General features: G+C 67.5%; 13 protein-coding genes. 8 read left to right on the top strand and 5 right to left on the bottom strand.

The window, feature by feature from the left end:
* Positions 1-42: 42 nt before the first annotated feature.
* Genes K343_RS0119910 through K343_RS23025 form a run of 3 tightly spaced genes read right to left on the bottom strand, consistent with a single transcriptional unit; the run spans position 43 to position 2,264 of the window.
* Entirely contained in the window at positions 43-333 is a 291-nt protein-coding gene (locus tag K343_RS0119910; RefSeq protein ID WP_028009556.1) for a hypothetical protein, read from the bottom strand.
* Complete coding sequence (locus K343_RS23030; RefSeq protein WP_051278750.1) at positions 330-1,937, bottom strand: PepSY-associated TM helix domain-containing protein; 1,608 nt, start codon at positions 1,935-1,937, stop codon at positions 330-332. Before K343_RS23030 ends, K343_RS0119910 begins: the two co-directional genes overlap by 4 nt.
* A 3-nt stretch (positions 1,938-1,940) precedes the next feature.
* On the bottom strand, positions 1,941-2,264 hold the full coding sequence (locus tag K343_RS23025) for a hypothetical protein (protein ID WP_245585257.1): 324 nt from the start codon (positions 2,262-2,264) through the stop codon (positions 1,941-1,943).
* Between the two features lie 592 nt (positions 2,265-2,856).
* On the opposite strand from K343_RS23025, the gene K343_RS0119895 reads away from it, so the two are divergent.
* Complete coding sequence (locus K343_RS0119895; RefSeq protein ID WP_028009555.1) at positions 2,857-3,366, top strand: nuclear transport factor 2 family protein; 510 nt, start codon at positions 2,857-2,859, stop codon at positions 3,364-3,366.
* A gap of 33 nt (positions 3,367-3,399) precedes the next feature.
* Here K343_RS0119895 and K343_RS0119890 read toward each other — a convergent pair whose 3' ends face one another.
* A complete protein-coding gene (locus K343_RS0119890) occupies positions 3,400-6,717 on the bottom strand; it encodes a transglutaminase family protein (RefSeq protein WP_028009554.1) in 3,318 nt (1,105 codons plus the stop codon).
* Positions 6,718-6,821: 104 nt separating this feature from the next.
* On the opposite strand from K343_RS0119890, the gene K343_RS0119885 reads away from it, so the two are divergent.
* The gene (locus K343_RS0119885; protein WP_028009553.1) at positions 6,822-7,685 is read left to right on the top strand and encodes an alpha/beta fold hydrolase; all 864 of its coding nucleotides are present in this window, start codon (positions 6,822-6,824) and stop codon (positions 7,683-7,685) included.
* Positions 7,686-7,863: 178 nt separating this feature from the next.
* On the opposite strand, the gene K343_RS0119880 is transcribed toward K343_RS0119885, so the two are convergent.
* On the bottom strand, positions 7,864-8,484 hold the full coding sequence (locus K343_RS0119880) for a phosphoadenosine phosphosulfate reductase domain-containing protein (RefSeq protein ID WP_028009552.1): 621 nt from the start codon (positions 8,482-8,484) through the stop codon (positions 7,864-7,866).
* Positions 8,485-8,629: 145 nt separating this feature from the next.
* Here K343_RS0119880 and K343_RS0119875 point away from each other — a divergent pair, with 145 nt between their 5' ends.
* From K343_RS0119875 to K343_RS0119850, 6 genes are all read left to right on the top strand, one after another.
* Entirely contained in the window at positions 8,630-9,517 is an 888-nt protein-coding gene (locus tag K343_RS0119875; RefSeq protein ID WP_051278749.1) for an alpha/beta fold hydrolase, read from the top strand.
* A 163-nt stretch (positions 9,518-9,680) separates the two neighbouring features.
* Positions 9,681-12,197, top strand: a complete 2,517-nt coding sequence (locus tag K343_RS0119870) for a DUF1302 domain-containing protein (protein WP_028009550.1) — start codon at positions 9,681-9,683, stop codon at positions 12,195-12,197.
* A 381-nt stretch (positions 12,198-12,578) separates the two neighbouring features.
* Entirely contained in the window at positions 12,579-13,712 is a 1,134-nt protein-coding gene (locus tag K343_RS25120) for an OmpA family protein (RefSeq protein WP_161628931.1), read from the top strand.
* Between the two features lie 20 nt (positions 13,713-13,732).
* Positions 13,733-14,533: a hypothetical protein gene (locus tag K343_RS0119860; RefSeq protein WP_028009549.1), complete on the top strand. Its 801-nt coding sequence runs from the start codon at positions 13,733-13,735 to the stop codon at positions 14,531-14,533.
* A 130-nt stretch (positions 14,534-14,663) separates the two neighbouring features.
* Complete coding sequence (locus K343_RS0119855; protein WP_028009548.1) at positions 14,664-15,509, top strand: UDP-2,3-diacylglucosamine diphosphatase; 846 nt, start codon at positions 14,664-14,666, stop codon at positions 15,507-15,509.
* Positions 15,510-15,653: 144 nt separating this feature from the next.
* Positions 15,654-16,466: a UDP-2,3-diacylglucosamine diphosphatase gene (locus tag K343_RS0119850; RefSeq protein WP_028009547.1), complete on the top strand. Its 813-nt coding sequence runs from the start codon at positions 15,654-15,656 to the stop codon at positions 16,464-16,466.
* Positions 16,467-16,473 lie beyond the last annotated feature (7 nt).

Raw genomic sequence — 16,473 nt, 5'->3', positions numbered from 1 at the left:
TAGCGCAGCGAATCGCGCGGCGCATGGCCGCACCACGGCGCCTCAGCGCCGGACCTTGCCGCGCCCGGCGACGCCGGCGGCCAGCATCTGCGTCAGCAGCCAGCCGAGCGCAACGCTCGCGCCGAGCCAGATCACGACGCCGGCCGATTGCCCGGCCAGTGCCAGCAGCAGGCCCGGCAGCAGCGCCGCGGCAGCGAGTCCGCGGCGCTGCGCGGCGCTGTACGGCGCCAGATCGCAGCGGCCGGCCGCACGCAGCCGCTTCGGATCGCGGCGCCCGATCAGCAGCAGCACCGCCGCGCTGCAGGCGATCGCCAGCAAGGTGACGCCGCTCATGCGCCCGGGGCCCAGCCGGCGGCACGCACTTCGCGCACCGGCAGCGCGCGTGCGGATCGGATCGAGCGCGCAGCCAGCAGCAGACAGATCAGCGCCGCACTCAGCAGCGCGAGATCAACCGCCGGCACCACGACGATGCCGGCGCGTAGCGCCGAGGACCAGCCGAGCCCGCCGCAGACCAGACGCAGCAGCGGCATGCCGAGCATCGCCGCGCCGCTGGCCAGCAGCGCGGCGCGCTGGATCGCGTCATGCCGGCGCAGCAGCAGCACGGCGGCGAACGTCAGCGCCGCCACGCCGAGGAAAGCGATGGCCTGCGCAGTGATGGCGTCGGCGCCGCTCGCCACGGCGATGAAGTAACCGTAAGGACAGGCCAGCAGCGCCAGCGGCAGGCCGTAGCCGACCCAGTGCACGACGATGCCCATGCGCCGCCACGCCGGCTGCCCGGCACGACGCTGGGTCCACAGGAGCAGCCCGGTCAGCGTCACGTACGCTCCGGCGAAGCCGAGCGCAAACCACACGGCCTTCGACAGCGGCCCGGCGAAGTTGCCGAAGTGCAGCGGCCCGATCAGCGCGTAGAGCTGCCCGCCGAACGAAGGCTGCAGGCCGAGCAGCGGCTTGTCCTGCAGGAACGCGCCGCTGGCGCCGGAATAGACGTAGCTGATCGGCGTCAGCTCGCCGCGCTTCGGCTCCATGAACAGCGTGATCGCGGCGTCGACGCGGCCGTAATGCTCGATGCTGATGAAGGTCGGCTCCTCGCCGGCGCGCTGCCGCACGTCGCGCAGTACGGCGTCGAGATCCGCCGGCGCGGCGGCGCGCGAATCCTCGGCGACGGTCCGGCCGATGAGGGTTTCGAACATCCGGTCCCGATCGCCGCCGAACGCGACCATCGCCATCGCCGGCAGCGCGAACGCGCTGGCGAAGCTGAAGAAGCTGCCGGTGAACGCCAGGATGAACGCGAACGGCAGGTTCCAGGTGCCGGCGACGACATGCGCGTCGCGCGCCGTCAGCAACCTGTCGCGCCGGCGGCGCAGCGTGAACAGCTCCTTGATCAGGTGCCGGTGGATCAGGAAGCCGGTGACAGCGGCGATCATCATCACCAGCCCGAGCACGCCGGTGAGAAACAGACCATACGGGTTCGGCAGATGCAGACGCACATGCAGCTCGACGAGAAAATCGGCGAGCGCGCTCGAACGGCGAGCGCTGCCGAGATCGTCGAGCCGACCTTCGCGGCGCGCGACGGTCTGCATCGTATTGCCGTCCAGCTCGTACTCGACGCCGCGCTCGACCGGCCTGCCCTTCGCGTCGGTCTCGTGCGTGTGGAACAGCAGGTTGAGACGCCCGCCGCCAGCCGGCCAGATCGACAGATCGTGCAGGAAATGCGGATCGGTTTCGGCGGCGACGCGGCGCATCGCGGCGTCGAGCCCGGCCGGAAACTCGGCCGCGGCGCGGGTCGGCAAGGCGCTCGACCAATCCTTGATCTCGTCTTCGAACACGGCCGCGACGCCGGTGCAGATCACCGCGTACAGCAGCAGGCCGAGCAATACGCCCGACCAGCCGTGGATCGCCAGCAGCTTCTTCGTTTCGCTTTGCGGCAGCTTGACCATGGGCTATTTCCAGAGCCGGGTGGCGATCAGCGCGCCGTGCAGAGCGAGCAGCGCGACGATGACGCCGTAGGCGCGCAGCAGACGTGCATCGAGCAGGGCGTAAAGGAACAGCGCCGTCCAGATCAGCGGGAACAGCACGACCGGCAGCACGAGGTTGTCGATCTGCGCACGCCCGGCCGGCAGCCATGCCGTGCCGCCGAGCATCAGCAGCGCCGCAGCCGCGAAAGCCAGCGGACCGGCGAGCAGCGTACGCAGCCAGAAGCGGCGACGCGCGAAGGAAGCGGCAGGAAGGACGGTCTCGGCGGCAGTCACGGCGTAAACGCTCAAGGAGTCGTGCGCCGCAGTTTATTGAGAGTAATTATCAATATCAACAAAACGATGAAAGCGAGGTTTAGCTGGGTTGAACCTCAGCTGTGCGCAGGAACGTGCATGCAAACCGGCATGTGTCGCTGCGCGGAGGGCCCCATCGCGGCTACGGCTTCCTTCGCGGACAAAGCGCTGCGCACCGGCTCCGGAGCCCGCATCGATGTCCGTCAACGCCCGTCGACGCCCGTGCCTGAACTTCGGCAGAGCATTGATTCTTCGGAGGAAGATCCAGAGTGATCCGGACGGAGAATAAAAAAAAGCCACCTGAGTCAGGTGGCTTTAAAGAGACCCCTTGTGGGATCTGGAGGAGACCGTTGGCAGCGGGAGGCTTCGTTTCGAAGTGCCATCCGGCTGGCGTGGGAGTATTAAAGCGCGCTTGCTGCGTCGCAACAATTGATTTTTTCTTGCCTCGATGCTTAGAAAAACTAAACAACAAGATCGCCGCGCTCGCCCCGTCATCCGTTTGGACTGTGCCGGCATCCGGCACGCCCGCTAAGGTCCTTGCGAGCCGCGTCCGGGACGGACATCGGGCGCCAGAACACGAGGAGACCGCATGACCGCCACTGAAACCGCCGACCTGCTGCGCCGCATCCAGCGCCTCGAGGCGATCCACGAGATCGAGCAACTGAAGTATCGCTACTGGCGTGCCTGCGACCGCAAGGATCCGGATGCCTTCCGCGAGTGCTTCGTCCGCGAGGGCGCCGACATCGACTACGGCGTCATCGGCAAGTTCAGCGACCGCGAGCCGCTGGTGCAGGTCTTCGCCCAGATCGCGACCGCCCGGACCGCGCAGGGGACCTGGCTGGTGCACGACATCCATCACGGCAAGCATCCGACGGTCGAGCTGATCGACGAGCGCAGCGCCACCGGCGAGTGGACACTGTGGTTCATGCAGGTCAACAACCAGGACAAGACCGTCACGCAGCTGTCGATGGAGTACCGCGACACCTACGTGATCGAGGACGGGCGCTGGAAGATCGCCAAATCCCACGTCACGCCGATGTCGACGCTCAGCTTCCCGCTGCCGGAGGGCGCGTTCGTCGCCTCGATCCCGGTGCGCTGAGCGCAGTGCCCGACGCCGCGCCCGCGCGCGGCCCTACGGCCGGCGCAGGTCGAGCGTGCACGGGAAGTCCGGATTGGGACTCTCGACGCCGAGCGCGTAACGGCCCGGCGTATGGCCGATCGCCTCGAAGCGCGCGATGCGGCGCGCCTCGGCCTCGAACGCATTGACCGGGAAGGTGTCGTAGTTGCGGCCGGCCGGATGCGCGACGTGGTAGGTACAGCCGGCGAGCGCGCGGCCGCTCCAGCGATCGTACAGATCGAATACCAGCGGCGTGTGCACGCCGATCGTCGGATGCAGGCAGGCATACGGCCGCCAGGCACGGTAGCGCAGCCCGGCAACGGTCTCGCCGCGCACGCCGGTCTCGCGCATCGGCAGCGGCCGACCGTTGCAGGCCACGACGTAGCGGCCCGGAATCAGGTTCTTGGCACGAATCTGCAGGCGCTCGACCGAGGAATCGACGAAGCGTGTCGTGCCGCCGCCGCCCGGCTCCTCGCCGAGCACCGGCCAGGGCTCGAGCGCGTGGCGCAGCTCGACCTCGACGTCCTCGTAGCGGAACACGCCGTGGCGCGGGAAACGGAACTCGAAGTGCGGCGCGAACCAGTCGTGCTCGAAGGCAAAACCGGCACGGCCCAGGTCGGCGACGACCTCGCCGAGATCGCGCCAGTTGTCGTACGGCAGCATCCAGCGGTCGTGTAGCGCGGTACCCCAGCGGATCAGCGGCTTCGTGTACGGCTCGCGCCAGAACCAGGCGATCAGCGCACGCACCAACAGCTGCTGGACGAGGCTCATGCGCGCATGCGGTGGCATTTCGAAGCCGCGCAGCTCGACCAGACCGAGGCGGCCGGTCGGGCTGTCCGGCGAGTACAGCTTGTCGATGCAGAGCTCGGCGCGGTGCGTGTTGCCGGTCAAGTCGACCAGCAGGTTGCGCAGCGTGCGGTCGACGATCCACTGCGGCACCTGCCAACCCTTGGCCGGCAGCTGCGACAGCGCGATCTCCAGTTCGTAGAGCTGCGTATCGCGCGCCTCGTCGACGCGCGGGTGCTGCGAGGTCGGGCCGATGAACAGGCCGGAGAACAGATACGACAGCGACGGATGGTTCTGCCAGTAGCGGATCATGCTGCCGAGCACGTCTGGCCGGCGCAGGAACGGCGAATCCTCGGTGCGCGCGCCGCCGACGACGACGTGATTGCCGCCGCCGGTGCCGACCGCACGACCGTCGATCAGGAATTTCTCGGTCGACAGCCGTGCCTGGAACGCGGCCTCGTACAGCGTGATGGTGTTGTCGCGCAGTTCCGGCCACGAGCGGGCCGGCTGCACGTTGACCTCGATGACGCCAGGGTCGGGCGTGATCTTGAGGATCTCGAGGCGCGGATCGTGCGGTGGCGCATACCCTTCGATGCGCACCGGCAGCCGCGTCTCGGCGGCGACGTCCTCGATCGCCGCGACCAGATCGAGGAAATCCTCGGTGCGCGAAACCGGCGGCAGGAAGACGTTGATCCAGCCCTCGCGCGGCTCGACCGCGAGCGCGGTGCGCACATTGGTGCCGTTGAGGAACATGCCGCTCGCGCGCTGCGGCGGCTGCTCCGGCCGCCAGCGCTGGCCGCCGGCCAGCGCTGGCGGCTCCTCGCGACCCTGCAGCTGCAGGAACGGCTGGCGGCGCGGATCGGTTGCCGGCAGCAACTCCGGCACCGAGTACGGATCGGCCGGGTACGTCACCGGCACGCCGCCGCTCGACGTGGCCGGCAGCGATTCGAGCGGCAGGCGCAGGCCGATCGGCGAGTCGCCCGGAATCAGGAACAGCTTGCCGGTGCGCAGCAGCCAGCGCTCGCTCATCCAGCGCGCGGCCGCCTGCCAGCGCTGGACCGGCAGCGCGTAGCCGCGCGGCGTGCCGAGACCGCGTTCGAAAACCTGCGTCAGGCGCGCACGCTCCTCGGGGTCCTTCAGGCGGCTGTCGGTCGGATCGAGATTGATCGGCAGCTTGCGCTCCCGGACCATGTAATGCAGCGCGTCCTCGTAGGCCTCGACCACGTTGCGCGGATCGACTTCGAGACGTTCGGCGAGGCTCAGCGTGAACTGGTTGGCCTGCAGCAAGGTCGGCGGGTGCGCCGCGTCGGGCCGGACGACCGGTGCGCGCCACAGCGGCTGGCCGTCGCGTCGCCAGTACAGCGTGTAGACCCAGCGCGGCAGCGACTCGCCCGGATACCACTTGCCCTGGCCATAGGTCAGCAGGCCCTGCGGCGCGTAATGATTGCGCAGGCGCAAGGCCAGATCGAGCGCGCGGTTCGACTTGGTCGGACCGACGGCCGAGGTGTTCCACTCCTCGCCCTGCGGGTCGTCGGCCGCGACGAAGGTCGGCTCGCCACCCATCGTCAGGCGCACGTCGTCGACACGCAGCTGATGGTCGACGCGATCGCCGAGCGCATCGATCGCCTGCCACTGGCCATCGCTGTACGGCTTGGTGACACGCGGCGTCTCGAAGATGCGCGTCACGCCCATCTCGTGGCCGAACTCGACCTCGCACTCGTCGACGAGGCCGGTGATCGGCGCGGCCGACGACGGCTCCGGCGTCGCCGACAGCGGAATGTGCCCCTCGCCGGCGAACAGGCCGGAGGTCGGATCGAGCCCGAGCCAGCCGGCGCCCGGGATGTAGACCTCGGCCCAGGCGTGCAGATCGGTGAAATCCTCCTCGGCACCGGCCGGGCCTTCGAGCGGCTTGACGTCGGGCTTGAGCTGGATGAGATAGCCGGACACGAAGCGCGCCGCCAGGCCGAGCTGGCGCAGTATCTGCACGAGCAGCCACGACGAGTCGCGACACGAACCGGACTGCTTTTCCAGCGTTTCCTCCGGCGTCTGCACGCCGGGCTCCATGCGGATCAGGTAGCCGATGTGCTGCTGCAGCTTGCGGTTGAGCTCGACGATGAAGTCGACGATCGACGTCGCCTCGCGCGGCACCGCGGCCATGTACTGCGCCAGCAGCGGACCAGCCGGGTCCGGACGCAGGTAGGGCTTGAGCTCCGTCTTCAGGCCGGGCTCGTACTCGAACGGATACGTCTCGGCGTATTTCTCGACGAAGAAATCGAACGGATTGATGACGGCGAGATTGGCGACCAGATCGACCGTGACCTCGAATTCGGTCACCTGCTCGGGGAAGACGACGCGCGCCTGCCAGTTGCCGAACGGGTCCTGCTGCCAGTTCAGGAAGTGCGGATCGGGCTGCACCTTCAGCGAGTAGCTCAGCACCTCGGTGCGCGTATGCGGCGCCGGGCGCAGACGGATCAGCTGCGGCGAGAGCGAGACCCGCCGGTCATAGCGATAGATCGTCTTGTGGTGCAACGCGGCGTGGATCGACATGGCTCTCTTCGGTTTCGGCGAATCTGCTGGCAAAAGCGATGCCATGGTCCGGCACCGCACGCCTTCTATACTGTCGCCTCGCCGATGACCATGACCACCGCGCCGTGCCCGCCAGTCGCTCCGAGTTCATCCGCATCCGCGGCCTCCGTTACCACGTCCGCCGCTGGGGCGAGCCGCACCGTCCGCTGCTGATCCTCGGCCACGGCTTCCTCGACGCCTCGGCGACGTTCGCGCCGCTGGTGCCGCCGCTGCTCGAGGTCTGCCAGGTACTGATGCCCGACTGGCGCGGCCTCGGCTACACGCAGTGGCCCGCCGACGGCTACTGGTTCGCCGATTACGTCGCCGACCTCGACGCGCTGGTCGAGCACTACGCCGGCGAATCGGCAGCGATCTGGCTGGCCGGACACAGCATGGGCGCGCAAGTGGCCAGCCTCTATGCCGGACTGCGCCCGGAACGCGTCGACCGGCTGATCCTGCTCGACGGCCTGTTCACGCCGGACATGCCGCCGGCGCTGGCCGCCGACCGCTATCGCCGCTGGCTGCGGCAGCTGCGCCTGCCGATGCGCGCCAAGACCTACGCCTCCTTCGAAGCGCTCGCCGAGCGCATCCGCATCCAGCATCCACAGCTCAGCCCGCCCCAGGCCCTGTTCGTCGCCCGCGGCTGGGCCGCCGCCGACGGCCGTGGCCGCGTACGCCTGCTCGCCGACCCGCGGCATCGCCTCAATATGCCGACGCTGTACCGCGCCGCCGAGTCGATGTCGATCTGGCGCCAGATTCGCGCCCCGACGCTGTTCATCGACGGCGGCGCCTCGAACCTGCACGCCTTGATCAGCGCCGAGGAGCGCCAGGCCCGCCGTGCCTGCTTCGCGCAACGCGAGGAGGTGTTCGTCGATGGCGCCGGCCACATGCTGCACTTCGACGCGCCGCAACGCACCGGTGAGCTGATGGCGGACTTCCTGCGCCGCTGAAGCGCCGCGGCGGCGCACCGCCCCCGCCGCCGGGGAAGCCCCTGCAAAAGCGCATCCATCGTCAGGGCGAGGCGCCGCGGGCGACGAAGCCATCCGGCGGCGCACGACGCCGGATGGCGCCTCCGGATCGCCACGGCCGTTGCGCGGCCTCGCGATAACGTCGGGATGCAGGCCTTCCCTAATGGGCGACGTGCAGCCCGCACTCCTGCGCCGGATCGGGCTTGGTCGGGTCGACGTAGTCCCAGTTGTTCGGCAAGCCGTTCTGCTGCAGATAATGGTGCAGCTCGCGCGAGGTCCAGTGCAGCAGCGGCGCCACCTTGAGAATGCCGTCGGCATTGCGCGCGACCTGCTCCATCGCCGCGCGCTGCGCGGTATCCGAGGCCCGCACGCCGTTGAACCAGATCTTCGGCCTGAACTCGGCGAGCGCACGCTCGAACGGCTCCAGCTTGACCTCGTGCACGAACGCGTCGAAGCGCGGATCGTCGGCGCCCGGCGGCGGCCCTTCGAGCGCTTCGCGCCGCGCACGCGTACGGCGCGGCGTATAGACGTGCAGCTTGAGGCCCAGTTGCCGGCGCAGCGCCTCGGCATGCCGGTAGGTCTCGGCGCTGTTGTAGCCGCTGTCCATCCAGACCACCGGAATGTCCGGGGCAACCCGCGTCACCAGATGCAGCATGACGGCGGCAAACGGCCGGAAGTTGCTGGTCACGATCGCCGGCTCGCCGCTACGCAGGCAGTCGCCGATCAGCGCCAGGGCCTCGGCAGGACGCTGTGTATTCAGGGCGAAGAGATCGGACGACATCGTAAGCTCCGGCGAAAACGACCTCTGCAGTATGGGGACGAACCGGGCATTTTCCCGTTCTCGCCATAAGCGCTCTAAGCATAGCGCCGGGCGGCATAAGCCGGCAGCGATTTGCTAGGCTGCGCGCCCCTGTCGATGGCCCGCCATGAACCACCCCGTTCCCGAGCATTTCCACGAACTGAGCGCCTGGCAATCATCGGCCGGCGCAGGCCCGATCCTGCGCGGCCGCCGCCACGACGGCCCGCCGACGACCCTGCACTTCGTGCACGGCAACGGCTTCTGCGGCGGCGTCTACTGGCCGCTGCTGCGCCCGCTCGCCGCCGAGTACGGGCTGTTCTGCCACGATTTCGAAGGTCACGGCAACAGCGCCGCGCCCGAGCGTTTCGCCGGCCCTGCGGCGCTGGCCGCGCGCATCCCGCAGGTGATCGCCGAACAGCGTCTGCCGTCGGGCGCGCTGATCGGCGTCGGCCACAGCTACGGCGCGGCCCTGACGGTGCTGGCCGCGATCGCCCGGCCGGACCTGTTCCGCGCGCTGGTGTTGCTCGACCCGATCCTGATGCCGGGGCCGATGTACGCGCTGACGCGCCTGCTCGCGCTGACGCGGCGCAATCCGCTGTCGCGCGGCGCGCGCCGCCGGCGCGACCGCTGGCCGTCGCGCCAGGCCGCCTGGGACCGCTTGCACGATCGCGGCATCTATCACGACTGGCTCGACGCCGCGTTCGACTGCTTCATTGACTATGCGACGCACGACGAAGGCGGCGAGCGCGCGCTGTCGTGCCCGAAATGGCTCGAGGCCGAAATCTTCGATCACCCGGCCTATCCGTGGTCCGGCCTGCGCGAACTGCGCTGCCCGGTGCTGTTCCTGCACGGCGAGCAGACCTATCCGTTCGTCGCCGGAGCGGCCCGTCTCGCGCGTCGCCGACTGCCGTCGATCGAAGTGCACACACAGCCCGGCGGCCACTGCTTCATGCAGGAAGACCCGCGCAGCACCGCCGACACCGTCCTGCGTTTCCTGCGCCGGCACGGACTGTAGGCAGACACGGCGCGTGGCGTCGCGACTGCCGCGGCGCCACGCGCACGCACGCGTACGGCCATTTTTTTTGACCGTCGTCCATGCTACGTTCAGAACATTACCGCGGTGCAGTCCCTCGCCCGCGGCGCGCAGAATCCTGGGACAAAATTGGGGAGAAAACTTGATGGACGCATGGAAAGCGACCGTCCGCTGCTCGGGCCTGATCCTGGCCTGTGCCAGCGCGCCGGCGTTCGCACTCGGCTTCGACCTGTTCGACGGTGACGTTACCGGCACCTTGAACACCACGGCCAGCTTCGGCGCCGCGATGCGCATGGAGAAGCAGTCGAAGGATCTCATCGGCAAGGCAAGCCTCGACCCCAACGGTTGCGGCCGCCAGTTCCAGACCTGTCAGGGTCTGTTCGCCGAGCAGACCTATCCGGCGGAACAGCTGGCACGCATGCGCGGCCAGTACTCGATGCGAGCCGACGACGGCAACCTGAACTACGACAAGCACGACCTCACGCAGGCCGTCGCCAAGGTCACCCAGGACCTCACGCTGAACTGGCAGGACTACGGCTTCTTCGCGAAGTGGCTGTACTTCTATGACTTCGTCAACAACGATTTCACCGAGACGCATCCGAATATCATCACGCCGGAAAACGTCGACCGCGTCGGCCGCACCGGCGATCCGATCGCCAACCGCTACTTCACGCACGTCTACGGGCCCGGCGCCCGCGAGCGCATCAAGCGCAACGACGGCGAGACGCTGCGCCAGATCGGCACCGACTTCCAGCTGCTCGACATCAACGTCTTCGGCCGCGTGCCGATCCCGGGCTGGGAAGACCACGAGCTGAGCTTCAAGATCGGCCGCCAGACGGTGAACTGGGGCGAGTCGACGCTGCTGGCGATCAACAGCATCAACCAGGCCAATCCGGTCAACGCCAACAACCTGTACCGCGTCGGCACGCAGGTCGAGGAAGTGTTCACGCCGGTCGGCATGGCCTTCGCGAGCATCGAGCCGTTCAGCAACGCGACGATCGAAGCCTTCTACCAGTTCGAATGGCAGCCGCTCGACGCGCCGCCGCCGGGCAGCTATTTCGCGACCAACGACCTCGGCACCAAGAACGCCGGCCGCTCGGTGAACTTCAGCTTCGGCGCCACCGCCGACGATCCGTATCGCGCGTTCGACGGCGATACCGCGAACAGCCGCAAGGGCTATCTCGACAACCCGCTGACGCTGATCACGCCGACCACCGGCACGCTGCTGCGCGAGCGCGACATGGATGCCAGCAATCAGGGCCAGTGGGGCGCTGCGTTCAAGTACTACGCGGAGAACCTCGGCAGCGGCACCGAGTTCGGCGCGTACTTCATGAATTACCACTCGAAGCTGCCGTACGTCAGCTTCTTCTCGGCGCCGACCTCGTGCAGTCACCAGGCGGGCGTCAGGAACACCGTCACCTTCTTCCAGTCCTGCGGCAATATCCCGGCGGTCGCCGACGCCAACGCCCGCCAGCAGCTGACGGTCGACACCCTGACGCTGATCGCCAACCGCCCCGGCGTGCTCGGCGACCTCGGCGCCCTGAGCAACCCGATCGCCGGCCTCGAAACGCTCAAGGGCCTGCTGCTCGGCGGCGATCCCAATGCCACGTTCTCGGACAGCGCCGAACTCGACAATCCGCGCGTCTTTTTCGAGTATCCGGAAAACATCCACCTGTTCGGCCTGAGCTTCAATACCTCGATCGGCGACTACTCGATCCAGGGTGAAGTCGCCTATCGCCCGAACCTGCCGCTGCAGGTGTCGATCGCCGACCTCGGCTTCGCGGCGCTCGCCCCGACGCTCAACAGCTGCGGCAACACGGGCAACTGCCGCGGCACGACCGCCGGCTACGGCTGGGCGGAGGACGGAACGCGCACGTACTACGGCAGCAGCGACGTCGATCCGTCCCATCCGGATACGATCAACCTGCTGGTCGGCCATTTGCCCGGCTCGGCTCGCTCGTACCCGAGCTTCATCATCCCTTACCGTGGCGGCACGGTCGGCGAGAATCCGGGCACCGACTACAGCAAGCCGCTGAACCGCAAGAACCCGGGCTATATCCGCGGCTTCGAGGAGTTCGAGGTCTACCAGTTCAACCTCGGCTTCACGCGCGTGCTCGGCGCCACCGACAACTTCATCGGTGCCGACCAGATCCAGATGGTCGGCGAATTCGGCGCGACCTGGATTCCGGGTCTGCCGAGCCTCGATCGCCTGCAGATCGACGCGCCGGGCGTCTACCTGCATGCCTCGGCCGGCGCCGACGGCAGCGGCGCCGACGGCTCGCGCCAGGCCTGCTCGACCAACCAGTATTGCGCGATCGGCGGCGACGGCCTGCGCTTCAACCCGCACCAGGCCGATCTCGACGCCTTCGTCGACAAGTTCTCGTGGGGTTATCGCCTGATCAACATCATCAAGTACGAGAGCGTGCTGCCGGGCATCAGCCTGCAGCCGTTCCTGGTCTGGTCGCAGGACGTCAAGGGCACCTCGCCCGGCCCGGCGGAGAACTTCGTCGAAGGCCGCAAGTCGATGATCGCCAACGTCGAAACCCGCTACAAGGACTTCCTGTCGCTGACGCTCGGCTACACCTGGTTCTTCGGCGGCGGCGACAACAACCTGCTGCGCGACCGCGATTTCGCCCAAGCTTTCTTCCGCGTCCAGTTCTAGACCAGCGGTTCGAGAGCAACCCGCCGCGCGATACGCGCGGCGGGTTTTTCTTTTGTGCGCCGTATCGCACTGCAACATGTTTATCGGCGCATTCCCAGCATTAATGTCAGCTTTTTCCTACCTGAGCCGCTCTTCTTTTCATCTAAAATTTACATAGCGGCCATAAATGGGCCGAAAGCCAGGGAGATTTGCTCCTCATTGGTGCGAATTTCTTTAGCGCCCCGCGGTGAAGCGCATCGAGTTCTTTGCAGCTGAACATTCGGGACGCCCTCGGCTCAGGGAGTTGCAACAAACGAAGTCACACGCCGGCATCGGGTTCGCCCGGGGACAGTGATGTCCGCCGGCAAACGGGGGAATCCCCCAAGGAACAGTGGAGTTCTCATGAAGACTGCATATGGCTTGTTGGGTGCGGCGGCGGTTCTGGCGGCCGCGTCGGCTTACGCGCAGGACGCCGCCACCGACCCGCTCGCGGAAAGCGGCGCCGAAAGCACCGACACCAGCACGACGACGGTCGAAACGACCGAGCTGGTCGCGCCGAGCTACATCGGCATCCAGGGTCTGTACACCGATCCGGACAGCGACCGCAGCTTCGGCCTCGCCGACATCAACCGCGGCGTCGGCATCGACCTGCTCTATGGCTGGCAGAGCCAGAAGCGCTGGGGCTACGAACTGCACGGCTGGGCGCAGACCTTCGAGACCGGCGACACCCTGCGCACCGATTTCTACCACTACGGCCTCGGCGCGGACCTGTTCTACGCCTTCGGCGACCGCTCGCACTTCACGCCGTTCATCCTGATCGGCGGCGGCGCGACCTATAACGACATCTACCCGAACGGCGCCGAAGACGACGGTTACGACTGGTTCGCCAACGGCGGCGTCGGTTTCGTGACCGGACCGTTCACCAAGGTCGGCCAGCTGCGTCTGCGCGGTGAAGTCCGCTACGTGTACGACGGCTTCGCCGACGGCTACGGCGACATCCGCTACGCGCTCGGCATCGAAATCCCGCTGTTCAAGGAAAAAGCGATCGAGATGGCGGCGGCGACCGAGACGACCAAGATCGTCGAAGTGCCGACCGGCCTGACCGACAGCGACGGCGACGGCGTGGTCGACGAGAAGGACAAGTGCCCGGATACCCCGGCCGGTTCGCGCGTCGACGGCGACGGCTGCCCGTTCGAGAAGGTCATCAATCTCAAGGGCGTGACCTTCGAGTTCAACAAGACGCGCCTGCGTCCGGACGCGCAGACCATCCTCGACTGGGCGGTCGGCGTGCTGAAGAAGTATCCGGACATGCAGGTCGAGATCGCCGGCCACACCGACAGCATCGGCTCGGACGAGTACAACCAGAAGCTCTCGGAAGGCCGCGCGCAGTCCGTGATGCAGTACTTCGTCGAGCACGGCGTGCCGGAATCGCAGCTGACGGCCAAGGGCTATGGAGAGTCGCAGCCGATCGCCGATAACAAGACCGACGAAGGCCGTGAACTCAACCGCCGCGTCGAACTGCGCATCCTGAACTAAGGACGATGGAGTCCCCCGTAATGAACACGTTTGATCTTCTGAAGAAAACCCTGCTTGCCGCGATGGTCGCGACGAGCTTCGGCCTGGCCGCCTGCTCGGCCGACGGCGATGGCGTCGAGAGCGGCGGCATCGTCGACGACGGCGGCGACAACGGCGGCTTCGGCTCCAACGACGGTTCCACGCCGACCACGGTCGGCGAGGACACCGACGGCGACGGCCAGACCGACACCACCATCAGCGGCAACTTCGTCTGCCTGCAGGGCGCCAAGGCCTACGGCGATGTCACGACCGAAGTCGGCGCGAACGGTCTGGTCGGCGGCCTGCTCAGCACGCTGCTGAACCTGCTCGGCGGCAACACGGTGACGACGCTGCTGAACAGCGTCACCGAGAAGGATTACGCGGTCGACGGCCATCTGGCCACCTATTCGACGTTCAGCCTCACGCTCGGCCTGCTCGGCGGCCTGCTCAGTTCGGTCGACGAATCGGTGGTGTTCCCGTCGCAGGTGCCGGCCGGAACCTTCGCCGTGTTCGGCGTCTCGTTCCCGACCGCGACCGTCGATCTGAGCCTGTTCAACCAGATCTCGGTGACGACCTACCTCGGCGACACCGAGCAGGAAACGACGACCTACTCGCAGTCCGATCTCGACCTGCTCGGCCTGACCGCCGACCAGCCGGCGTTCATCGGCCTGAAGTCGCACAAGGCTTTCGATCGCGTCACGATCGGCCTGACGCCGGGACTGCTCAGCGTCGACGTCGGCGATGCCATGCACGTGCACGAGCTGTGCACGGGCGGCAAGTTCGTGACGGCGCCGAGCACCTGAGGCAGCGCTTTTCCCCTGGGGCGCGGCGGCGACGCCGCGCCCTTTTTTTGTCCGTCATCCGGCCGCGTCACCAAAGCTTCATCGCGTCGTAATCTGCGGATCATTGCGCGGCGCGACAGTCGCACGCGCCATGAAAGACGCTCCGCGCAAAGCCAAGTCCCGCAAGCCTGCCGACGACGGCAAGCACCGCTACCGCACGCTCTGGATCTCCGACGTCCACCTCGGCACGCCGGGCTGCAAGGCCGAGCATCTCGCCGACTTCCTCAAGCACAACAGCTGCGAGAAGCTGTATCTGGTCGGCGACATCATCGACGGCTGGAAGCTGCGTTCCGGCTGGTTCTGGCCGCAGGAGCACACCAACGTCGTGCGCAAGATCCTGACCAAGGCCAAGCGCGGCACCCAGGTCTTCTACGTCACCGGCAACCACGACGAATTCCTGCGCAAGTTCGTCGGCTACGAGCTCGAAATCGGCAACATCCGCCTCGTCAACGAGCACGTGCACGAGACGGCCGACGGCCGGCGGCTGCTGGTCGTGCACGGCGATTTCTTCGACGTCATCACGCGCTACCACAAGTGGATCGCGCTGGCCGGCGACGCGCTCTACGAAGGCACGATGCGCTTCAACTACTGGTTCAACCGCGGCCGCTCGCTGCTCGGCATGCGCTACTGGTCGCTGTCGGCGTTTGCCAAGCAGCACGTCAAGACGGCGGTCAACATCGTCTCGACCTTCGAGGAATCGCTGGCCCGCGAATGCCGCCGCCGCGAGCTCGACGGCGTCGTCTGCGGCCACATCCACCACGCCGATGCGCGCGACATCGAGGGCGTGACGTACTACAACTGCGGCGACTGGGTCGAGAGCTGCACGGCGCTGGCCGAAGACTTCAACGGCCGCATCCATGTCATTCGCTGGGTCGAACTCGACCACCTCAACCAGAGCTCGACGGTCACCCCGCTGCGGCGCCGCGCGACCGCCTGATCCGGCCCGCACGGCACGCCGCCGAGTGAGCGGCGCATCACGGCCGGTGCCGGCCCCGCCCTATCCGCGCGCTTGCATGGCAAGGAACTTGCTCGCCCCAGACTGACGCGGCCTGCGCCGGGCCGCGGCGGAAGCGGGGGCACGATGCGCTATCGCACGCTGTGGGTTTCCGACGTCCACCTCGGGCGGCCCGGCTGCCAGGCCGAGCTCCTCGCCGATTTCCTGCGCCGCCACGACTGCGAGCGGCTCTATCTGGTCGGCGACATCATCGACGGCTGGAAGCTGCACCAGAGCTGGTACTGGCCGCAGGCGCACGCCAATGTCGTGCGCGAGATCCTCAGCAAGGCGGAAGCCGGCACCGCCGTCTACTACATCACCGGCAATCACGACGAGTTCCTGCGCCGCTACGTCGACCACGCGATGCACTTCGGCAATATCTCGATCGCCAACGAAGCAATTCACCACACCGCCGACGGCCGCCGCCTGCTGGTCCTGCACGGCGACGCCTTCGACATGATCACGCGCTATTTCCGGCGCATCGCCGTCGCCGGCGACGCGGCCTACCAGACGCTGCTGCGCGCCAACGTGCTGATCAATCGCGTCCGGGCCCGACTCGACAAGCCGCACTGGTCGCTGTCGGCCTACGCCAAGCACCAGGTCAAGCGCGCGGTGAACTTCGTTTCGGCTTTCGAGGACGCGGTGGCCCGCGACTGCCGCCGGCGGCAGCTCGACGGCGTGATCTGCGGCCACATCCACCACGCCGAGATCCGGCGTGTCCACGGCATCCAGTACTACAACTGCGGCGACTGGGTCGAGAGTTGCACGGCGCTGGCCGAGGACCTCAACGGCCGCATCGAGATCGTCCGCTGGGCCGAGCTGCACGAAGGCGAGCCGGACTCCGCCAAAGTCACGCCGCTGGCGCCGCGGGGCAGATCGAACGCCGCGCGGCCGCGCTGAAGCTCAG

This window comes from Solimonas flava DSM 18980, from assembly GCF_000426685.1.
Lineage (GTDB): Bacteria > Pseudomonadota > Gammaproteobacteria > Nevskiales > Nevskiaceae > Solimonas > Solimonas flava.
This window is presented reverse-complemented; position numbering and strand designations above follow the sequence as displayed.